16 protein-coding genes are annotated in these 20541 nt (G+C 71.7%); 4 read left to right on the top strand and 12 right to left on the bottom strand.

Annotated elements, in window-relative coordinates; translation table 11 throughout:
- Window positions 1-19: 19 nt before the first annotated feature.
- The 3 genes from FLL47_RS10460 to FLL47_RS10450 are packed head-to-tail and all read right to left on the bottom strand — an operon-like array spanning window position 20 to window position 2584.
- Window positions 20-1705, bottom strand: a complete 1686-nt coding sequence (locus tag FLL47_RS10460) for a hypothetical protein (RefSeq protein WP_144120278.1) — start codon at window positions 1703-1705, stop codon at window positions 20-22.
- Window positions 1702-2142: an SHOCT domain-containing protein gene (locus FLL47_RS10455; protein WP_186315642.1), complete on the bottom strand. Its 441-nt coding sequence runs from the start codon at window positions 2140-2142 to the stop codon at window positions 1702-1704. Before FLL47_RS10455 ends, FLL47_RS10460 begins: the two co-directional genes overlap by 4 nt.
- 1 nt (window position 2143) lies before the next feature.
- Window positions 2144-2584 (bottom strand): DUF6325 family protein, encoded by a 441-nt coding sequence (locus FLL47_RS10450; protein WP_144120277.1) that lies wholly within the window; start codon window positions 2582-2584, stop codon window positions 2144-2146.
- 79 nt (window positions 2585-2663) lie between these two features.
- On the opposite strand from FLL47_RS10450, the gene FLL47_RS10445 reads away from it, so the two are divergent.
- Window positions 2664-3266, top strand: coding sequence for an HdeD family acid-resistance protein (locus tag FLL47_RS10445; RefSeq protein WP_144120276.1), 603 nt, complete (start codon window positions 2664-2666; stop codon window positions 3264-3266).
- Between the two features lie 202 nt (window positions 3267-3468).
- Here the strand turns inward: FLL47_RS10445 and FLL47_RS10440 are convergent, their stop codons facing one another.
- From FLL47_RS10440 to FLL47_RS10425, 4 genes are all read right to left on the bottom strand, one after another.
- Window positions 3469-4284, bottom strand: coding sequence for a patatin-like phospholipase family protein (locus FLL47_RS10440; RefSeq protein WP_281286681.1), 816 nt, complete (start codon window positions 4282-4284; stop codon window positions 3469-3471).
- Between the two features lie 133 nt (window positions 4285-4417).
- Window positions 4418-7036, bottom strand: a complete 2619-nt coding sequence (locus tag FLL47_RS10435; protein WP_144120275.1) for a chitinase C-terminal domain-containing protein — start codon at window positions 7034-7036, stop codon at window positions 4418-4420.
- Window positions 7037-7164: 128 nt separating this feature from the next.
- Window positions 7165-8643: a sensor histidine kinase gene (locus tag FLL47_RS10430; protein WP_144120274.1), complete on the bottom strand. Its 1479-nt coding sequence runs from the start codon at window positions 8641-8643 to the stop codon at window positions 7165-7167.
- 8 nt (window positions 8644-8651) lie between these two features.
- A complete protein-coding gene (locus FLL47_RS10425) occupies window positions 8652-9365 on the bottom strand; it encodes a response regulator transcription factor (protein ID WP_144120273.1) in 714 nt (237 codons plus the stop codon).
- 321 nt (window positions 9366-9686) lie between these two features.
- On the opposite strand from FLL47_RS10425, the gene FLL47_RS10420 reads away from it, so the two are divergent.
- Window positions 9687-12893, top strand: coding sequence for an efflux RND transporter permease subunit (locus FLL47_RS10420; RefSeq protein WP_144120272.1), 3207 nt, complete (start codon window positions 9687-9689; stop codon window positions 12891-12893).
- Between the two features lie 748 nt (window positions 12894-13641).
- Here FLL47_RS10420 and FLL47_RS10415 read toward each other — a convergent pair.
- From FLL47_RS10415 to FLL47_RS10395, 5 genes are all read right to left on the bottom strand, one after another.
- Entirely contained in the window at window positions 13642-15141 is a 1500-nt protein-coding gene (locus FLL47_RS10415) for a S1C family serine protease (RefSeq protein ID WP_144120271.1), read from the bottom strand.
- Between the two features lie 107 nt (window positions 15142-15248).
- Window positions 15249-16808, bottom strand: a complete 1560-nt coding sequence (locus FLL47_RS10410; protein ID WP_144120523.1) for a sensor histidine kinase — start codon at window positions 16806-16808, stop codon at window positions 15249-15251.
- A gap of 56 nt (window positions 16809-16864) precedes the next feature.
- Window positions 16865-17551, bottom strand: a complete 687-nt coding sequence (locus FLL47_RS10405) for a response regulator transcription factor (protein WP_425457675.1) — start codon at window positions 17549-17551, stop codon at window positions 16865-16867.
- Between the two features lie 101 nt (window positions 17552-17652).
- On the bottom strand, window positions 17653-18492 hold the full coding sequence (locus FLL47_RS10400; protein ID WP_144120269.1) for a lysophospholipid acyltransferase family protein: 840 nt from the start codon (window positions 18490-18492) through the stop codon (window positions 17653-17655).
- 34 nt (window positions 18493-18526) lie between these two features.
- Window positions 18527-19270, bottom strand: coding sequence for a GNAT family N-acetyltransferase (locus tag FLL47_RS10395; RefSeq protein WP_144120268.1), 744 nt, complete (start codon window positions 19268-19270; stop codon window positions 18527-18529).
- 79 nt (window positions 19271-19349) lie between these two features.
- On the opposite strand from FLL47_RS10395, the gene FLL47_RS10390 reads away from it, so the two are divergent.
- Window positions 19350-20027: a hypothetical protein gene (locus tag FLL47_RS10390; RefSeq protein WP_342780317.1), complete on the top strand. Its 678-nt coding sequence runs from the start codon at window positions 19350-19352 to the stop codon at window positions 20025-20027.
- A gap of 220 nt (window positions 20028-20247) precedes the next feature.
- The coding region (locus FLL47_RS10385; RefSeq protein WP_186315641.1) for a 2-oxoglutarate dehydrogenase E1 subunit family protein at window positions 20248-20541 on the top strand (294 nt) is incomplete at its 3' end.

The following is a 20541-nucleotide window of genomic DNA, read 5'->3' as shown; positions in this document are numbered from 1 at the left end:
CATGCCGTAGCCGCGCCAGTTACGGATCGACCGCTCGGTCGGTGGGGTCGGTCGGTGATCCGTCCGAAGGCGAGGACGGACCGGCCGACCCTCGTTTGCGAGGCTTGCCTGGTTTGTCCGCGGCAGCGTCCGGCTCCCCGGCCTCGGCCCGGGCGGCCTCCTCCGTCGGCAACGGTTCCGACAGCTCCCACGGGGTCGCCTCATCCGTGAGGTCCTGCTCAGCGGCCTCGGCCACGGCGGCTGCCGAGCCGGTGGCCGTAGTCCCCGGCTCGCGGGCCCCGGTGGCGTCTCCGGATCCGGCGACGGCCGTCGTGACCGCAGGCTGCGTGAGCGCCGCAGTGTCCGCGTCCGCGGCGGCATCCGTCGCGGTCGCGACCTCGGTGCCGAGCGATGGACCGGCGGGCAGCGGTTCGAGGACCGTGGCGGGCATCCGGCGGCCCAGTGTCAGCAGCAGCGTGACGAGCGCGGCGCAGAGGAACGCCCACACCGCCGTCGCGATCGACGGCCGAGCCAGCAGCCACCAGCCGACCAGCACGCCGAGCACGATCGCGAACCAGCGGAAGTGGCGGCGTACGAACGCGCCCGTCCGCACCGCCCACGACTCCCGCGCCAGCGGCCGCGCGGCCCGGTCGAGCACGGCGTTCACGCCTCGGCGCAGCAGCACCGCAGGCCGCGAGGGGCCCGCCAGCAGCGCCCACAGCACCCCGAGCAGCGCCGCGACCAGCACCGTGACCAGCGCGGTGACCAGGAACCGGAGCACCGTGTCGTAGACGTCCAGCGTCACCGCCTGGTTCAGCCCTCGCTGGGTGGCCCGCTGCGCCGCCCGGTCGCGGACCATCTGGTTGGCGATCAGGCCGACGACCAGCATCAGCGCGCTGAGCGTCAGGCCGAGGACCAGCCCGCGCCGCCGGTTCGGGGCGGTCCACACGGCGAGCCCGAGCAGCAGCAGCGCCAGCAACGGCAGCCAGGTCGCGCTGATGTCGAGCAGGTGCACGTAACGCTGGATCTCCGGAAGCTGGTCCACCTGCGCGACGGTGTACGGGATGGACATGTCGGGGATCCGGGCCGCGAGGCCGAAGCCGCGATCGACCAGCTCCTGCCGCGCGGCAGCCAGCACCGGGCCCAGGTCCACCACGACGTCGGTGCCCGAGCTGTGCAGCATGGGCGTGCCCTGGCCGGTGAGCAGTCCCTCGATGTTCTGGTGGGCGATGCGGTTGACCTGGTTCCACACCGCGGGGAAGCGCGGTGAGGTGACCAGCTCGTTCACCACCTTGTGGATCTGGCTCTGCAGCCACGACGTGACCGCGGGAAGCACCAGGGTGATGACCGCCTCCACGCGCGGCAGGTTGACCGCGGCGGCCAGGTCACCGGCGAGCTTCTCCAGGGGCAGCCGCGCCATGATCTCGTCGGTGACGCGGTCGGTGACTGCCGCCTGCACCTGTGGATCGGTGGCGAGGGGGGCGACGGTCTCGACGTAGCGGTCGGTGTCGAGCAGCTCGGCGCGGGCGTACCGGGCCGTCACCGAGGCCAGCACCAGCACGGCCGCGAGCAGGGCGAGCAGGAACGCGCCGAGCCAGCGCAGCGTGCGGGCCGGGCCCCCGCCGGGCCGCCGCACGGCGGGCCTGGCCGGTTCGCGTACGTCGTGCGTGGTGCCGGCGAGCCGCCGCTCCCACGCCGACGGGGATGGCTCCTCGGGCTCCGTCATGGGGTGCCCAGCAGCTTCGCCTTGGCGGTGGTGAACTCCGCGTCCGTCAGCACGCCCGCGGCCTTGAGGTCCGCCAGCTGCTTGAGCTGCGACATGAGATCCACGCCCAGCGCCGCCGCGGCTGCGGGTGCCGCGGTAGCCGCTGCCGGTGCTGCGGCCGCGGGCTGCGGCTCAGGATTGCCCGCCTGGGGCGGTAAAGCCGCGGGCTGCGGCTGCTCCGCGTCGGCATGCGCCGGTGGCTGCGCCAGTTGTTGTTGCTGGTCGTGCACGGCCTGCTGGGCGGCCTGCTCCTGGGCCGCCTCCGCCTGCCTGCGCTCGGACCAGCGGCGCACCGTGCCCGCCGTCGCGGCCGCCGTGCCGGTGACCACCGCGGTGCGCGCCACCGAGCCGAGCAGGCCCGGACCGCGACGCGCCACAGCTGGACGTCTCAGCAGCATGTCAGCCTCCCACCGGTGCGGCGTGCACGGCCGCCTCGATCGCGTCCGCCACCGGGGCGGGGATACGTTCCGCGAGCACGATCTCGCCGCCGGCCTCCGCGACCACGGCACGGACGCTCGCCAGCCACAGGTGCTCGAAGAGCAGCACGAGCGCCTGCGCACCCGGCGTGATCGCCTCGGCCAGGTCGTGCACGTCCTGTTCGGAGATGAGCCCGTCGACCGCCTGGATCGCGGGATCGATCGCCTCGAAGTCCGCGTCTCCCTGGTACTCACGCAGCTCGTGCGAGGTGACCGTGCCGTCGGCGGCCTTGTCCACCACCACCATGTCGATGATGCGGACGATCTCCTGGTCGGTCAGCCGATGCAGCTCGGGCGCGAGGTGGCGCCCGGGTATGCGGCCGGCGAACTCGACGACCACGAACTCGAGCGGACCCCTCTTCATCGCTGCCCCCTTCGTCTCAGCCTGAGGCTACTCACGCGAAAAGGGAGAAATCACAGATATTGCGAGTTATCTTCGCACCATGATTGATCCGTATGGAGACGCGGCACTCGAAGCCGACGCGTTGCGCTCGTTCAAGCGCATGTCGATCATCGGTGGGTTGATCTCCATCGCCGCGGGTCTGGCGCTCACCTTCTGGCCGGAGAAGACGCTCGTGCTGATCGCGGCACTGATCGGCGTATGGCTCGTCATCGTCGGGATCTTCCGGATCGTCGAGGGCCTGACCGCCAAGGGCGTGAGTGGCGGGCACCGGGCCCTGATCGCCGTGATGGGCCTGCTCTACGTCGTCGTCGGCATCATCTGCCTGCGGCACCTGGTCGACTCGATCAAGGTGCTCGCCGTGGTGCTGGGCCTGGTCTGGATCGTCGGCGGGGTGGCCGAGGTGGTCACCGGCTTCGCGCGCACGCACGGCACCTGGCCGAAGGTCGGCACCGTGCTGCTGGGCCTGCTCAGCATCGCCGCCGGTCTGGTCCTGTTCTTCTGGCCGGGCATCACGCTCACCGTGCTGGTCTGGATCACCGGCTTCTGGCTCATCGCGCTCGGCATCATCCAACTGGTCCTGGGCTTCACCTCAGGCCGCGCCGCCAAACGCGCCGCCGCCAACTCCGCCCCCGGCGTCGCCTGACCACCCAGCCTGCCCCGCCCGGCGCGGCGCGGCGCGGCGCGGCGCGGCGCATGATCGTTCGAGTTGCCTGGCACATGGGCGAATGGGCGTTCAAGATACGCACGTTTGCCCGGCAAGTCGGATGACCTTGCGCCGGCCCGTGGCGCGGGGACCTGGCGCAGCTCCGTGGCGCGCGGACCCGGCGGGGGTGGGGCGCAGGGGGTCAGTGGCCGACGGCGGAGAGGTAGTCGCGGGAGGCGGCGTAGGCGGCGCTGACGCGGCGGCCCACGGCTGCGGTGTCCCGGTATGCCCAGGGGCTCTCGTCGGCGCCGGATCCGCCGGGCAGCACGTGCACGCGCACGCCCTCGGGAATGGCGGCCAGCTCACGGGTGAAGCGCACGCGGCGGGCGATCTCCATGGCGACGTTGGTCGCCTCCCACGGCCGCTGCGGCGGCTGCAACGGCCGCTCCAGCCGGCCGACCTGGAGCATGAAGACCTCGTCCGCGCCCATCTCGACGGCATGGTTGATCGGGTACGCCACCAGGTTGCCGTCGAGGTAGTGCTCGCCGTCGATCTCCACCGGGGGCAGCACCCCGGGCAGGGCGGCCGCGGCCAGCACCGCATCGACGACCCGGCCGGTGCTGAACCAGTGCGCCTCGGCGCGTTCGATGTTCGCCGCGCACACGTGCAGGGGCACGCGCATGTCGTCGAAGGTGATGCCGGCCCGCATCGACCGCTCCAGCACCCGCTGCAGCGGGGCGGGCGAGTGCAGGTGGGCACGGGTGGCCAGGCGGCGCAGTTGGCGCGGCACCGAGTCGCCGTACACCTCGCTGATCTCGGGGGTGGCCCACAGCCGGACCAGCTTGTCGGTGACCTCGGGTTCCGGGTCGGCGGCGACCAGCGCGGCGTTGATCGCGCCGATGGACAGGCCCACCACCAGGTCCGGCCGGATGCCCGCGCGGAACAGCGCGCGCAGCATGCCGACCTCGACGGCGCCGAGCACGCCGCCGCCGCCGAGCACGAACGCGGTAGTCCCCACGCCGCCATCATGCCGGATGCCGGCCCCATCCGAGCTGTCAGACCTGCTCAGACGATGACCGGCATCACATTTCACGGCATGGGGGCCGGCCCGGCGCACCGGTTGGAAGGGGCGGCGCGCCGGGACGGACCGGTTACACGGCCAGCCAGAGCGCGCCGACGTTCGGCGGCTCCCAGCCGGTGATGGAGGTGTGCGCCTGGCGGCACTGGTAGGACCGGCCGCCGTAGGTGACCCGCGCGCCGACCGCGTACGCGGTGTTCGGCGCCCACGCCGGGTAGGCCCCGGGCGAGGTCGACGGGCTGGCCGGCGGCGAGGTGCTGGGCGAGGCGCTCGGCGACCTGCTCGGCGAGGCCGACGGGGAGACCGACGGCGACGCGCTCGGCGAGGCCGGGGCCGACGGCGAGGCGCTGCCGCCCGAGCACGGGCCGAGGTCGACCCACACCGACGCGGTGCCGGGCGTCTCGTTCTGCGTCCACCACTGGGCGCGGTAGGCGCGGCCGTTGTACGACACCCGGTTGCCGCCGGTGTACACAGCCGTGGCGCTCCACACCGGGTCGGTGCAGGTGCCGGGCGGGGTGCTCGGCGACGCGGACGCCGACGCGCTCGGCGAAACCGGGGTGCTCGGCGACACCGTCGGGGCCACCCCGCCCCGGCTGCGGTTCACGGACAGGTTGTAGGTCTGGCCGCCGAACGTGAGCGTGTAGTTGGACGGCGACGCGATCGGCAGTACGTAGTTGAGCGTCAGTTCGATCGACGCGCCCGGGGCCACCGACTGCCAGCTCGGCAGGGTCAGCTTCACGTGGTGGAAGTCGCCCTTGAGGCCGCCGACGTTGTTGCCGGTGTGGCCGGGGGTGACCGTCATCGTCCAGCCGGACTGCTGGCTCATCGTGCCCGGCGCCGAGGTGCCGTAGTCGAAGTCCAGCACGGCCCCGCCGGGGATGGTGACGGCCGAGTTGTTGACGACCTTCAGCTTCGGGTTGATCGGGTAGTTCGAGTCGCCGAGGGCGAACCCGCCGAGCTGGACGTCCACGTTGAGGGTCTGCGTAGGCATCGCGCCGTTGGCGCGGCTCGCGCCGTACCCCGGGGCGGTGGCGAACTTCGCGGCGATGGTGTTGGTGAGCGTGTTGCCCATCCGGTACTCACCGGCCGCCGAGTCGTACGCGTAGTCGCCCGCCAGCTCCCAGATCATGATGCCGCCGATGCCCTTGTTCACCACGTAGTCGGCCTTGGCCCCGATGGACTGCTCGTCCTCGGTGGACAGGAAGACCTTCTTGGTGGCGTTCCACAACCACGGCGCGACCAGGGTCGACGAGTAGTGGCGGGTGTAGGTGCCGGTCAGGTTGTCGGCAGGGTCGGTCGCCGGAGTGAGCCCGTACGCCGTGCGGTAGGAGCCGGCGATGCCGTTCTCCAGGTTCTTCGCGTGCCACATCGGGTTGGACCCGGCCGGCTCCTCGTTACCCGCGGTGTCCTTGTCGTGCCACAGGTTGTCGATGCCGATGGCACCGTTGCCGCACGGGCTCTGCGTGCCGATCGGGCAGTTCGCGGTCTTCGCCGCGGTCCCCCAGAGGCCGTTGGTGCCGCCGGTGACGTCCTTGTGGCCGCGGGTGTAGTACGGCACGCCGATGTTGATGCGCCCGCTCTGCACCGCGCCGCGGTAGTAGTGGTAGGCCCAGTCGGTGTTCAGCGAGCCGATGCCCGAGTAGGCGTTGTACACGCCGCCCGCGGTCAGCTCGTTGTCCTGGCCGTCGTCGTACAGGGCCGCGTTCGGGCCGACGTACTGGTTCCACGCGCCGTGCAGGTCGTACGACATGATGTTGATGTAGTCGAGGTACTGCGTGGCCTGGTAGGACTCCATACCCCGCAGCAGCCAGCCGGAGGCCGGCGCCGCGACGGTCACCATGTAGTACTTGCCGTCGGACGCGGCGGCCGTGTCGAGCTTCTCCCGCAGCGCCTTCATCAGCACCTGGTACGACGCGTTCAGGCCGGCCCGGCGCGCGTTGGCCTGCACGAAGTCGAGCGGGTGGCCGGCGTCCTTGTTGGACGTCGGGTACTCGTAGTCGATGTCCACGCCGTCGAAGCCGTACGTACGCAGGAACGTCACCACGGAGTCGGCGAAGGCGTTGATGCCGGCCGTGTTGACCGAGCCGTCGGCGCTGGTGGTCATCCGGTAGAAGCCGCCGGAGTCGATCCGTGCGCCGTTGCCGTCGAAGTAGGCGCCGGTCTCGGCCCAGCCGCCGACGCTGACCAGCGTCTTGACGTCCGGATACTGCTTCTTGAACTTGTTGAGCAGGTTGAAGTGCCCGGTGTACGGGAACGCCGGGTCCATCTCGGCACCGGCCACGCCAGGCCAGGTCATGTTGGTGGAGGCGTTGTCGGCCCCGGTCGGGTTGCCGATCGAGATCTTGTTGGCTCCGTCGACGTGCGCGAACGCGTAGTTGATGTGCGTGATCTTCGACCACGGGATCTGGTTGGCCAGGTACGCCGGGGCGCCGTTCTTGCCGGTGCGCCAGTTGGTGAAGTAGCCGATGATGCGGCGCGGGTGGCCCGCTCCCATCGACTCCCGGCCGCTGGTGTCGTAGACGTCGCAGTAGGGCGCGGTCACGCCGGGCGTCTGATACAGACCGTCCGGTCGGCAGGCGCTGTGGTCGACGGCGGCACCACCGGCGGTGCCCGCGACCGCGACGGCCACGGCCGTCCCGACCAGCGCCGTCGCCGTGGCGACGAACAGGTTGAGGAGCGGTTTGCGTTGCATGATCACCCTCCTGGGGGCGAAGCAGCTATCAGGGAAACCGTTAGTTAAGTTTGCTAAAAGTTAATCCCGTGACCCCGGCCACACAAGAGGTGACTGCCGATCTTTAACCCCCGCTTAAGGTGGCGAGGTCAGGCGGGGCAGAGCGGGAGGGTGATGCGGAACGTCGCGCCGCCGCCGGGGGTGGGCCGGTGGCAGACCTCGCCGCCGTGCGCGGCGATCAGCGCGGCCACGATGGACAGTCCGAGCCCGGACCCGGCCGCGGGCGAGCGCTGGTGGTCGCGGGCCCGCGCCGGGTCGGCACGGTAGAAGCGCTCGAAGACCCGCTCGGCGTGCGCCGGCGACAGGCCGGGGCCGCTGTCGATGACCTGCAGCACGGCCCGGTCGCCTTCGACGCCGACCCGCACCGTCACCGGCGTGCCCGCCGGGGTGTGGGTGAGGGCGTTGCCGAGCAGGTTGGTGACCACCTGGCGCAGCCGGTCCTCGTCGCCGAGCACCACGGGCGGGTCGCCGTCGAGCAGTTCCAACCGCAGCGGCCGGTCCAGTTCGCGCAGCTGCGCGGACTCGATGGCGTCGGCGGCGATGGGCACCAGGTCGACCGGCTCGCTGCGCAACGGCCGCTGCTCGTCGAGCCGGGCCAGCATCAGCAGGTCCTCGACGAGCAGGCCCATCCGGGTCGCCTCGGTCTCGATCCGGGCCAGCAGCGCGGAGACCTCGGCCGGGTCGGTGACCACGCCCTGGCGGTGCAACTCGGCCAGGCCGCGGATGCCCGCCAGCGGGGTACGCAGCTCGTGCGAGGCGTCGGCGACGAAGCGGCGCAGCCGCGCCTCGGACTCGGTGCGTTCGGCGAACGAGCCCTCGATCTGCGCCAGCATCGTGTTCAGGGTGCGCGACAGCCGCCCCATCTCGGTGCGCGGCCCGACCTGCTCGGGCACCCGGCGGGACAGGTCGCCGCCGGCGATGATCTCCTCGGCGGTCTGCTCGACCTCGGTCAGCGGCCGCAGCCCCATCCGGATCACCCAGACGCCGAGCGCGGTGGCCAGCCCGAGCACGGCCAGCGTCACCGCGATCTCGATCGCCCCGAGCCGGGCCATCGTCTTGGCCACGCCGGTGAGGTCGTACGCGATGACGACGCTGCCCTGGCCGTCGACCCGCTCCCCGACCAGCACCTGGTAGCCGGGGTGCCGGTGGTAGGACACCTCGTTGGGCACGAAGAACGGCTTGTCGGCCAGCCGCCGCACCGAGGCGAGGTCCAGCGACGGCAGCGCCGGCGCGCCGCGCCGCTGCTCGCCGCCGTCAGCGTCGCCGGGGAACCGCTTCTGGACCCGGCCGTCGTTGTCGCGGAACTCCAGGATGTACGCGTCGAAGAACGTCTTGCCCTCGGTCTGGTCCTTCGAGAACTGCTCGACCTCGGCCGTGGTGAACTGGGCCGGGTCACGCTTGGTCAGGTCGTTCATGGCGACGTCGAGTTGCTCGTCGATCTGCTCGATCATGTACATCCGCAGCAGCGCGACGCTGGCCATGTCGGCGACCACGAACCCGGCGCAGACCAGTGCGAGCACGCCGGCCAGCAGCCGGGCTCGCAGCGACCAGCGCTTCGACCCGCGCATCAGCCGCCTCACGATCTCGGCAGCCGCAGGGAGTAGCCGAAGCCGCGCAGTGTGTGGATCAGCGGCGGGTCCACCGTGTCGACCTTGCGGCGCAGCAGCGAGATGTAGGACTCGACGATCCGGGCGTCGCCGCCGAAGTCGTACCGCCAGACGTGGTCGAGGATCTGCGCCTTGCTGACCACCCGGTCGGAGTTGATCAGCAGGTAGTGCAGCAGCTTGAACTCGGTCGGGCTGAGCCGCACCAGCTTGCCCGCCCGGCGTACGTCGTGGGTCTCCTCGTCCAGTTCCAGGTCGGCGAAGCGCAGTGTGGTGTCGTCGGTGGGGGCGGCGGCGCCGGTGTAGGTGCGGCGCAGCACGGCCCGGATCCGGGCGACGACCTCCTCCAGGCTGAACGGTTTGGTGACGTAGTCGTCGCCGCCCACCGTCAAACCGGTGATCTTGTCCTGGACGCCGTCCCGGGCGGTCAGGAACAGCACCGGCACGTGCGCGCCGCCGGCCCGCAGCCGGCGGACCACCTCGAAGCCGTCGCAGTCGGGCAGCATCACGTCGAGGACCAGCAGCTCGGGCTTGAACTCTGCGGCGACGGCCAGCGCCTCCGCGCCGGTGGCGGCGGTGCGCACCTCGAAGCCGACGAACCGCAGGCTGGCCGACAGCAGCGACACGATGGTGGGCTCGTCGTCCACCACGAGCAGGCGGCGCTGCTCGCCCTTCTCCGGTTTCATCGACAACTCCCACGGGTGCGCGCTTCATCGGGCGTGGCAAGTGTGCCCGAGCCTGCCCGCATGCCCCCTGCAGGGAACCTGGATAAATGCTGGAAGTCACCGAGCTCACGCCCGATTTCAGCTGATTCGACGAGCGGCGGCGCGTACCTTGGGGACTCGTTCCCCCTGTCTGTCCTGGCAACCCCGAGGCCGACTGTGACGAACTCGAAGCGGCTTTCGGCTGGCTTTCAGGTTCGGTTCACAGTTCCTACGCGTTGACCTGGTTGACTGCGGCGGTCGCAATCCCCCATAACGCTCGACCGTGTTGCACCTGGAGTCGTCATGTCATTCCTGGCCAGGCTGAGCCTCGCCAACCGTGGACTAGTCGCGCTGATCAGCGTGGCGATCCTCGGTGCGGGTGCTTTCGTGCTGCCGCAGCTGCGCCAGCAGATGTTCCCCGACCTGCAGTTCCCGATGGTCTCCGTGGTCGCCGCCTACCCGGGCGCCACGCCGGAGATCGTCGAGCAGCAGGTCGCCATCCCGATCGAGCAGGCGGTCGCCGGCGTCAGCGGGGTGACCGACGTGACCTCGACGTCGCGCAACGGCTCCGCGTCCGTCAGCGTGGCCTTCGACTTCGGTGCGGACATCGACCAGGTCGAGGGAGACATCCAGCAGGCGCTGGCCCGCATCGACGCCCGCCTGCCGCAGAACGTGGACCCGGCGGTCTTCGCGGGCACCACCGACGACATCCCGGTCATCCAGCTGGCCGCCAGCGGCGCCGGCGGCGATGACCAGGAGCTGGCCCGGCGCCTGCGGGCCACCGTGCTGCCGGCCCTCAACAACATCGACGGCGTACGCGAGACGACCCTGTCCGGCGACCGCACCCCGCAGGTCACCATCAACCTGGACCCGGCCAAGCTGGCCGCCAAGGGCGTCACCGCGCAGGCGGTGACCGGCGCGCTGACCGCCAACGGCATCAGCATGCCCGGCGGCGTGATCACCGACGGCGGCCTGGTCTACTCGGTCGCGGTCGGCAGCCGCTTCACCACCGTCGAGCAGATCGGCGACCTGTACCTCGGCTCGGCCGCCGCCGCGCGCCCGACCCCCGGCAAGCCCGCCGCCCCGGCCGCTCCCACGCAGCTCAAGGACGTCGCCACGGTCGTCTCGGCACCCGCCGACGCGACCACCCTGACCCGCACCAACGGCAAGCCGAGTCTCGGCGTCGGCGTCACGGCGCTGCCCGGCGCGAACGCCGTGGAGATCTCGCACCAGGTCAACGACAAGCTGCCCGAGCTCGCCGCACAGCTCGGCGCGGGCGGCGCGCTGCAGGTCATCTTCGACCAGGCACCCGAGGTCGAGCGCTCGGTCAGCAGCCTGACCACCGAGGGCGCGCTGGGCCTGGCCTTCGCCGTCCTCGTCATCCTGATCTTCCTGCTGTCGGTCCGCTCGACCCTGGTCACCGCCGTGTCGATCCCGGTCAGCGTGGTCATCGCGCTGATCGCGCTGTGGGCCGGCGACTACTCGCTCAACCTGCTCACCCTGGGCGGCCTCACCATCGCGATCGGCCGGGTGGTCGACGACTCGATCGTGGTGCTGGAGAACATCAAACGCCACCTGGAGTACGGCGAACCCAAGAAGGAGGCCATCCTCACCGCGGTGAAGGAGGTCTCCGGCGCGGTGACCGCCTCGACGCTGACCACCGTCGCGGTGTTCCTGCCCGTCGCGCTGGTCGGCGGCATGGTCGGCCAGCTGTTCGGCCCGTTCGGCCTGACCGTGACCGCGGCGCTGCTGGCCTCGCTGCTGGTGTCGCTGACCATCGTCCCGGTCATGGCGTACTGGTTCCTCAAGTCGCCGCAGGGCACCGCCGAGGAGATCGAGGCGATCCGGGTCAAGGCCGAGGCCAAGGAGCTGCGCAGCCCGCTGCAGCGGGCGTACGTGCCGGTCCTGCGCTGGTCGCTGGGCCACCGGTTCACCACCCTGCTGCTGGCCTTCGGCGTGATCGTCGGCACCGGCGTCCTCGCCACCCGCATCGAGACCAGCTTCATCGAGAGCTCCGGCAACTCGTTCTCGATCTCGCAGACCATGCCGATCGGCACCTCGCTGACCTCCACCGACGAGGCGGCCAAGCGGGTCGAGAAGATCCTCGACGAGACCGAAGGCGTGAAGTCGTACCAGGTCACCGTCGGCGGTGGCGGCGGCATCTTCGGCGGTGGCGGCGGCGCCAACACCACCCAGGCCCGTTTCCAGGTGACCTCGGAGACCGACACCGACCAGGCGGCGCTCACCGAGACGCTGCGCGGCAAGATCGACGCGCTGGACGACAGTGCCGTCGGCGAGGTCGTGGTCGGCGCGGTGCAGGGCGGCTTCGGCGGCAACGGCCTGGAGGTCGCCGTCGAGGCGGCCGACGACGCCACGCTGCGGGCCGCGGCCGAGCAGATCCGTGCGGCCGTCGCCGAGCTGCCCAACGTCACCGAGGTCGACAGCGACCTGGCCGCCAACACCCCGCAGGTCCAGGTCACCCTGGACCGGGTCGCGGCAGCGCGGGCCGGGCTGAGCGACGCCGCACTCGGCCAGCTGGTCGGGCAGGCGTTCCGGGGCACCACGCTGACCCGCGTCGTGATCAACGGCATCGAGCAGCCGGTGGTGCTGCGCAGCGGAGCGGCCCCGGCCGACATCGCCGCGCTGCGCGCCCTGCCGATCGGCCCCGGCGTGACCCTGGACGACGTCGCCGACGTCAACACGGTCGCCGGTCCCAGCCAGATCAACCGCGTGGACCAGGTCCGCACGGCCAAGGTGACCGGCACGCCGAGCGCCGAGGCCCTGGGCACGGTCAACGCCGAGCTGGACAAGAAGCTGAAGACCCTCGACCTGCCCGACGGCGCGACGTACTCCATCGGCGGTGTCACCGAGGCCCAGCAGGACGCCTTCGCCGACCTGGGGCTGGCCATGCTGGTCGCCATCGCGCTGGTGTTCATCATCATGATCGCCACGTTCCGCGGGCTGGTGCAGCCGCTGATCCTGCTGATCTCGGTGCCGTTCGCGGCCACCGGCGCGCTGGGTCTGCTGGCCATCACCGGGCAGCCGCTCGGCCTGGCCGCGATGATCGGTCTACTGATGCTGGTCGGCATCGTGGTCACCAACGCGATCGTGCTGCTCGACCTGATCAACCAGTACCGGGCCGACGGCTACACCACGCGCGACGCGATCATCGAGGGCGGCCGCCGCCGCCTGCGCCCGATCCTGATGACGGCGGTGGCGACCATCTTCGCGCTGCTGCCGATGTCGCTGGGCCTGACCGAGTCGAGCGCCTTCATCTCGCAGCCGCTGGCTGTCGTGGTGATCGGCGGCCTGGTCAGCTCCACGCTGCTCACGCTGGTCCTGGTGCCGGTCCTCTACTCCCTGGTGGAGGGCTTCAAGGCCCGGGTCAAGCGCAAGCGCAACGGTGCCGGCAAGCACGTCGCCCCGCGCCACGAGCAGCACACCGAGCAGACGGTCGCGCAGCCGCGTACCGACCTCACCGACGAGGACCTGGCCGAAGCCGTCCGCTGACGCCAGGGCACGTACCCTGCCCGTCCCGGGGCCGCCTCCCCGGGACGGGCAGCCATACCGAGATGAAGGGCGGGCATCCTGAGGATGCCCGCCCTTTCACGTCCCCACCCACGACGCCGACCCTCGCACCGCCCGATCCCGTTGCCCGCAACGGTTCACGCAGCGTTCGTTGATCCGTTTTTGTGGACGCTGGATGCCGCTATAGGGACGGTCAGCGTCCACAAAAACAGATCTTGCGCAGCGCCCGCCGCGCGCCACGGCGAACCGCCGGCGATCCACCGGAAATCGCTGCAACGCCGCCCGGCGTACCACGACGCCGAACAGATCCAGGCGACCTCTTGTCGCCAGGGGGCGACGGCGAATCGCCTGGATCCGGCCGCGCCACTACACCGCAGGAGCGGCGCGGAGCGATGTCGTCGCGAAGATGCGGGCACCGAGGGGCAGGGCGCAGCGCGACGCGGAGCGATGTCGTCGCGAAGATGCGGGCACCGAGGGGCAGGGCGCAGCGCGACGCGGAGCGATGTCGTCGCGGAAGACGGCGGCATCGCGTCATGGCAGCGGTCGGGGCGGGTTGCCCAAGGTCCGGCAAGAGGCTCTGGCGCGGGCGCTGCAAGGGAAGCGCTGGTGGCGTGCGTGGTGCGGGCCGGGTTCCGGGCACAAAGGTGGCGGCGGGCGGTGGTGACCAACCCCGATGGTCACCCCCGCCCGCCGCCGGGTGGGGAGGAGGCACAGATCCTGTGCGCTGCTGTTAGGACGCTTCGCCGAGCGTCACAGTTGCCGTCTTGGCCTCGCCGTTTCGGGTGAACTCGACGGTCACCTGCTGGCCGACGGTGCCCGATTGGACGGCAGACACCAGGTCATCGCTGTCGTTGATGATTTTCCCGTTGAACTTGCTGATGATGTCGCCCTTCTGCAGCCCCGCCTTGTTCGCCGGGCTGTTCTCGGTCACCGCGCTGACGGCCGCGCCGCCGGTGTCCGAGGCGGTCACCGAGACGCCGAGGTACGGGTGGCTGACCGGCTTGCCGTTCATGATCTGCTCGGCGATGCCCTTGGCCTTGTTGCTCGGGATGGCGAACCCGACGCCGATGTTGCCGTCGCTGCTGCCGTTGGTGGCGATGGCGGTGTTGATGCCGATCACCTCGCCCTTGGTGTTGACCAGCGCGCCGCCGGAGTTGCCCGGGTTGATCGGGGCGTCGGTCTGCAGCAGGCCGGACAGCGAGGTGGAGCGGCCCTCGCCGACCGAGATGGTGCGGTCGCGGGCGCTGATGATGCCGGCCGTCACCGAGCCGCGCAGCCCCAGCGGGCTGCCGATGGCCAGCGCGGTGTCGCCGACGGTGACCTGGTCGCTGTTGCCGAACGGGGCCGGCTTGAGACCGGTCGCGTTGGCCTTGACCACGCCGAGGTCGGTCCGCGGGTCGGTGCCCACGACCTTGGCCGTCACCTTCTTGCCGCTGGACAGGGTGACCGTGACGTCACGGCCCTCGGCGCCGGCGACCACGTGGTTGTTGGTCAGGATGTAGCCGTCCTCGGTGAGGATGATGCCCGAGCCCTCGCCGGTGCCGGTGCTGATGTTCACCACGCTGGGCTGGATCGCCGCGGCCACGCCGGCCAGCGAGGAGCGGTCCACCACGGGCGCGGCGGCGGTGCTGCCGGACGACACCGTGATCTTTCCGTCTTCGGCGTAGTTGGTCGCGATGACCGCGCCGGCCACGCCGGAGCCCAGCGCGAGCAGCACCGCGGCGACCGAGCCGAGGGCCACCTTCGCGATGGTCCCGCCGACGCTCTTGCCGGGCGTGCCGGGCGGGGTCCACGCGGGCTGGCCCGTGGTCGGGTAGGAGCCCGTGGGGTAGCCGGCGGCCGGGTAACCGGACGTCGGGTAGCCCGCCGGGGTGCCCGGGTACGCGGACCCCTGCTGCGGATATCCGGACTGCGGGTACCCCTGCTGCGGGTAGCCGGTCTGCGGATACACCGGCTGGGCGGTGCCCGGGTGACCGGCGGCGGGCGGCTGCGGGGCGGCCGGGGGCGGCGACTGCGGCTGCGGCTGCGGCCAGGTCGCCGGGGCGGGTTCGACCGGCAGGCCTGCCGGGGCCGCAGCCTGGGGCTGGGTGACGACCGTGTCGTCGGGTGCCGCGTGAGCAGGAGTGACCGGCACGGTACCGGCCGTGGCCTCCGGACGCGGGGGTACGGCGGCAGTGTCGACCGGTTCGGTCGGCTGCGCTGCGTTCTGGGGCTTGTCGTACTCGCTCATGTCCTCAGTCTTCCGTGCGACGCTGCGTCTGTTCTGGGTTGGCTCTGGAAAATATCTGTGAGTCGGACCCGGTCACGGGTCGAACGCGGGGTCGAATACTCGGTTCATCAGGCGTCCACCTGCTGCGACGGGTTGTCGGACTGATCATCGGCATCGTCGTCGATCTCAACGAGCGGCACCCGCACCCGGAACACGGCGCCCTTGCCGGACTCGCTGTCCACCTCGATCGTGCCCTGGTGCGCCTCGACCAGCGCGGCCACGATCGCCAGGCCCAGCCCGGTGCTGACGTGGCCGTTGGCCCGGCGGGTCCGCGCGGCGTCCGCACGGTAGAACCGCTCGAACACCCGGTCCCGCTGGGCCGGGTCGAGGCCGGGGCCCTCGTCGGCCACCTCCAGCACAGCCTGCCCCGACTCGGCGCGCAGCCGCAACTGCACGCGGGTGCCCGGCGGCGTGTGCGCCAGAGCGTTGCTCATGAGGTTGCCGATGATCTGCCGCAGCCGGGCGTCGTCCCCGGCGACCACCAGATGGCCGGCGTCGGGCGCCACGACGAGCTCGATCGACCGGGCCGGGTCCATCACCCGGGCGGCCTGGACCGCTTCCACGGCCAGCACCCGCAGCTCGACCGGGGCCGGACGCAGGGGACGTTCCTGGTCCATCCGGGCGAGCAGCAGCAGGTCGTCGACGAGCAGGCCCATCCGGCGGGACTCGTCCTCGATCCGCTTGACCAGGGAGGCGGTCTCCTCCGGCGCGCGGGCCGCACCCTGCCGGTACAGCTCGGCGAAGCCGCGGATGGTGGTCAGCGGCGTACGCAGCTCGTGCGAGGCGTCGGCGACGAACCGCCGCATCTTCTCCTCGGAGCGCCGGGCCCGTCCCTCGGAGACCTGTGCCGCCACGGCGGCGTCGCGGGCCGCGGACTCGGCCGCGCGGGCCGACGTCTCCGACGCGGCGCGGGCCGTGAACGCGGTCTCGATCTGCGCCAGCATCGCGTTGAGCGCCCGGGCCAGCGAGCCGACCTCGGTGCGGGGCGGGTCGCGCCCCTCCTCCGGGTCGGGCACGCGCTGGGTGAGGTCGCCCGCGGCGATCGCGACTGCGGTCTTCTCGATCTGCGCCAGGGGCCGCAGGCTGCGGCGGACCAGCTCGGTGCCGATCATCGCGGCCAGGATGAGCACCGCCGCCCCGCCGTAGATATTGATCCACAGCAGCCGGTGCAGCGCCGCGTCGATGGTGGTGGTCCGCTCGGCGACCACGAACGTCACGCTGTGGTCGGGGAAGTCGACCCGCCCCACCAGCGCCCGCCAACGGGGTTGGCCGTCCTTCGCCTCGATGGAGAAGAATTCGCCGACCCTGTTCTTCAGCTCTGCGGGGGGCGGCAGCCGGGGCAGATCGTGCTCGACGGTGCCGTAGGGCGCCTCGTAGTCCCACGGATCCGCGTCCGGGGCCAGCGGGTCCGCCTGCTCGCCCTGCTCGCCCTTCTCGCCGGCGATGATGAAGTCACTCGGCAGGAAGACCTTGGTGGTGCCGAAGCGTTTCACCGCCCGCGGCATCTCCTGTTCGATGACGCCCCGCGCCCCGGCGAGGTCGGCGTCGAGCTTGTCGGACAGGTAGCGGCGCATCGCCATGTGGCTGGCCACGCCGATCAGGACGATGGCCAGGATCAGCAGCAGCATGGTGTACCCGACGAGCTTCACCCGCAGCGGCTGCTCGCGGGTCAGCTTCGGCAGCTTCACGACACCGGCTTGCGCAGCACGTAACCCACGCCGCGCAGGGTCTGGATGAGCCGGGGCGAGACGTTGTCGACCTTTCGGCGCAGGTACGAGATGTACGACTCGACGATGTTGTCGTCGCCGCGGAAGTCGTAGTTCCACACGTGGTCGAGGATCTGCGCCTTGGACAGCACCCGGTTGGGGTTGAGCATCAGGTAGCGCAGCAGCTTGAACTCGGTCGGCGACAGCTGCACCAGGTTGCCCGCCCGGCGCACCTCGTGGGTCTCCTCGTCCAGCTCCAGGTCGGCGAAGGTGAGCCGGGGCGTGCCGGTCTCGCCGCTGGTGCGGCGCAGCACCGCGCGGATGCGGGCGGTCAGCTCCTCGAGGCTGAACGGCTTGGTGACGTAGTCGTCGCCGCCCAGCGTCAGCCCACGGATCTTGTCGTCGGTGGCGTCGCGCGCGGTCAGGAACACCACCGGCACCCGGCCGCGGTCCTGGCGCAGCTGCTTGATCACCTCGAAGCCGTCCAGGTCCGGCAGCATCACGTCGAGCACGACGAGGTCGGGCCGCACCTTCGCGGCGGCGTCGAGCGCGGTCGCGCCGTCGCCCACCGCCTTGACCTCGAAGCCCGCGAAACGCAGGCTGGCCGACAGCAGCTCCAGGATGTTCGGGTCATCCTCCACCACGAGCAGATTCGCCTCAGGCATGTCCTCCATCCTGCGCCGGGTCGCTCCCCCGGCGCTGTGGATACCCTGAACGATTCCTGTGAATTCAACGACAGAACCCGGCGAATACGCTGAATTCGGAACTATCGCCCCGCCTGCGGCCAGGCTCCGGGCAGGTCGGCAAACGAGAGCCGGGCGGCCAGTTCCCGCCGCGTCGAGTCGGCCGGACGCGGCACGCCCAGCAGCACGGCCGCGGCCATGCCCCGCGCCGCGAGCACCCGGCGCAGGGACGCCACCAGGGTGTCATCACCGACGAAGCCCGCCGCCGGGTGGGCGTAGCGCAGCGTGAAGGTCTGCACCGGCGCGCCCGCGTCGACCGCGGCCTGCAGGAACGCTGCCCGCCACGGCACCGGGTGCGGCCCGCAGGTGGTCGTCCCCTCCGGGAACACCTGCACCACCTGCCCCGCCCGCAACGCGGCCGCCACCTGGGCCACCGTGCCCGGCAGCGCCCTGGGACGGGCCCGGTCCACGAAGATCGTCCGCTGGCGGCGGGCGATCCGCCCGATCACCGGCCACGTGCCGACCTCGGTCTTGGCCACCATGCGCAGCCGTCCGGCGCGCCGGCTCAGTGCCGTCATCACCACGATGTCCAGCCAGGAGACGTGGTTGCCGACCAGCAGCGCGCCCCGCGTGACGCCTGGCCCGGTCACCCGCAGCCGGATGCCCAGCGCCCGCAGCAGCGCTCGGGCCATCAGGTCGGGCCGCCACGGCAGCAGCACACCGAGCAGCAACACCAGCCCGCCCGCCACCGCCCGCAGCACCTGGCGCAACCGGCCGACCCGCGGGCCACCGTCGCCTCCGCACTGGCGACCGCAGTCCGCGTACGGGCGCCAGAGCTGGTCCGCCGGTATCCGCGGCGGCCCGGCCGGACGGGCCGTGGCGCCTGTCGCCGGCGGGACCGTCGTCCGCGGTGCGGTTCTCATCGCTCGCACTGCACTCACCCCTGTCGCGAGCCGCTCACGCGGCCAGGAAGTGCTTGAGGTAGCGCGGGTCGATCCGGTCCACGCCGAGCAGCACGTAGAAGTCGGCCACGCCGAAGGACGGGTCGTGCGCGGGCGCACCGGCCACCCAGGCGCCCAGCCGCAGGTAACCGCGCAGCAGCGGCGGCGCGGCGGCGATGGTGGCGGGCTTCTCGACGGGCAGCGCCTGCCACGGGTTACGCGGGACCACCCGCAGCTGCGGCGGGGACAGGTGCTTGCGGGATGCCAGGTCCCACACCTGCGACGCCTGCGTGCCGCCGTCGGCCAGCGGCACCGAGGCGCAGCCGCTCAGCCAGCGGTGGCCCATCCGGTCCAGGTACCTCGCGATGCCGGCCCACATCAGGTTGATCACGGCGCCGGTGCGGTGGTCGGGGTGCACGCAGCTGCGTCCGGCCTCGACCAGCTGGTCACGCAGCACGGTCAGCGCGGTCAGGTCGAATTCGCTGTCGCCGTACCGGCGGCCCAGCCAGATGGCCCGCTGCGGCGGCAGCAGGCGGTACGTGCCGACGATCTCCCCGGTGCGGTCCTCCCGCACCACCAGGTGATCGCAGTACGCGTCGTACTCGTCGACGTCCAGGCCCCCCGTGTCGGGAAGCTGGGCGCCCATCTCCTCGGCGAAAACGCGGTAGCGCAGCCGCTGTGCCGCCTCGACCGTGGCCGCGTCCCCGGCGATCAGCGCGGAGTAGCCGGTGGGGGCGGCGGTAAGCAACATCGTCGTCATGTGCCCTGTGTAGAAGCCCTGCTTGACACCTGGGCCCGTGCTGGATGACCGGCACATGAAGAGTGAGAGGCTTGGAGGCATGACCTCCCTGGTGATCGACGCCCGGCACAACGGCCCACCCGGCTCCGGCAACGGCGGTTGGACGAGCGGCCTGGTCGCAGGGGCTGTCGGCGCGGTGGACGGACTGATCGAGATCACTCTGCGCAAGCCGCCGCCACTGGAGACCGCGCTGGCGGTGACCGCGACCGCGGACGGCTGGGCCGTGCACGATCCGCAGGATGCGCTGATCGCCTCGGCGGCGCGGCGGGCCGACGACATCCCGGCGGTGCCGCCGGTGAGCCGCACCGAGGCACTGGCCGCGGCCGGTCGGTACGCGGGGCACGCCGATCACCCGTTCCCCACCTGCTTCGTCTGCGGCCCGCAGCGGCCGGACGGGCTGCGGATCTTCCCGGGGCGGCTGCCCGACGGCCGGACCGCGGCCACCTTCGTCGTGCCGACCGACCTGTCGCCGACGGTGGTGTGGGCCGCCCTGGACTGCCCCGGCGGCTGGGCCGTCATCGACCGGGACCAGGCCTTCGTGCTGGGCCGGTACGCCGTGGCCGTGGACGGCCTGCCGGAGCCCGACGACGAGTGCGTGGTGGTCGGACAGCCGGTACAGCGGGCGGGCCGCAAGGCGCTGGTCCGCTCGTCGCTCTACGCGCCCGACGGGGCCCTGCTGGCGCGCGCCGCGGCGACCTGGATCGCGGTGGCGGGCTGAGCCGGTCCGGTCACCGCGCGTGAGCGCGCCGGGCGGCCGTCCTGTGCCGCAGGTCACTGCCGAGCTGCAGTTTCGCCACCGGCGTACTGTCGCGGATGGGACGGCGTGTGTCATGCGACACGGAGCCGTGCCGCGAGTGCCGCGCCACACCGCACCGCGTAGCCTGGGACCCGGTTTTCTGAGTACTCGTTAAAGACGTGCGGAAGAGGCGAAAGAACCCGTGTCGACCCAGCACACCTCGGGCGCCGGCCCGACTGGACGCTCAGTTCAGGACAACCCACTGGCGAGCTTCGGTCCGAACGAGTGGATCGTGGAGGAGATGTACCAGCGGTACCTCGCCGACCCGACCAGCGTCGATCCGGCGTGGCACGACTTCTTCGCCGACTACAAGCCGGCCGACAGTGCCCCTGCCGCGGCCAAGGCCGCCGCTCCCGCCAAGCCGGCCGCGCCCGCGCAGCCCGCCGCGGTCCCGGCGGCCACCACCGCGGCTCCGGCGGCCCCCGCCGCCACGCCC

This window comes from Catellatospora sichuanensis (assembly GCF_007483665.1).
In the GTDB taxonomy this organism is placed as follows: domain Bacteria; phylum Actinomycetota; class Actinomycetes; order Mycobacteriales; family Micromonosporaceae; genus Catellatospora; species Catellatospora sichuanensis.
Note: the sequence above shows the minus strand (reverse complement) of the source record. Positions and strands in the feature narration are given on the sequence as shown.

Excerpts from the sequence above, each read along its gene's own strand:
- FLL47_RS10460 (WP_144120278.1), bottom strand. The coding sequence starts at position 1,705 with ATGACGGAGCCCGAGGAGCCATCCCCGTCGGCGTGGGAGCGGCGGCTC.
- FLL47_RS10455 (WP_186315642.1), bottom strand. The coding sequence starts at position 2,142 with ATGCTGCTGAGACGTCCAGCTGTGGCGCGTCGCGGTCCGGGCCTGCTC.
- FLL47_RS10450 (WP_144120277.1), bottom strand. The coding sequence starts at position 2,584 with ATGAAGAGGGGTCCGCTCGAGTTCGTGGTCGTCGAGTTCGCCGGCCGC.
- FLL47_RS10445 (WP_144120276.1), top strand. The coding sequence starts at position 2,664 with ATGATTGATCCGTATGGAGACGCGGCACTCGAAGCCGACGCGTTGCGC.
- FLL47_RS10435 (WP_144120275.1), bottom strand. The coding sequence starts at position 7,036 with ATGCAACGCAAACCGCTCCTCAACCTGTTCGTCGCCACGGCGACGGCG.
- FLL47_RS10430 (WP_144120274.1), bottom strand. The coding sequence starts at position 8,643 with ATGCGCGGGTCGAAGCGCTGGTCGCTGCGAGCCCGGCTGCTGGCCGGC.
- FLL47_RS10425 (WP_144120273.1), bottom strand. The coding sequence starts at position 9,365 with ATGAAACCGGAGAAGGGCGAGCAGCGCCGCCTGCTCGTGGTGGACGAC.
- FLL47_RS10420 (WP_144120272.1), top strand. The coding sequence starts at position 9,687 with ATGTCATTCCTGGCCAGGCTGAGCCTCGCCAACCGTGGACTAGTCGCG.
- FLL47_RS10415 (WP_144120271.1), bottom strand. The coding sequence starts at position 15,141 with ATGAGCGAGTACGACAAGCCCCAGAACGCAGCGCAGCCGACCGAACCG.
- FLL47_RS10410 (WP_144120523.1), bottom strand. The coding sequence starts at position 16,808 with ATGCTGCTGCTGATCCTGGCCATCGTCCTGATCGGCGTGGCCAGCCAC.
- FLL47_RS10405 (WP_425457675.1), bottom strand. The coding sequence starts at position 17,551 with ATGCCTGAGGCGAATCTGCTCGTGGTGGAGGATGACCCGAACATCCTG.
- FLL47_RS10400 (WP_144120269.1), bottom strand. The coding sequence starts at position 18,492 with ATGAGAACCGCACCGCGGACGACGGTCCCGCCGGCGACAGGCGCCACG.
- FLL47_RS10395 (WP_144120268.1), bottom strand. The coding sequence starts at position 19,270 with ATGACGACGATGTTGCTTACCGCCGCCCCCACCGGCTACTCCGCGCTG.
- FLL47_RS10390 (WP_342780317.1), top strand. The coding sequence starts at position 19,350 with ATGACCTCCCTGGTGATCGACGCCCGGCACAACGGCCCACCCGGCTCC.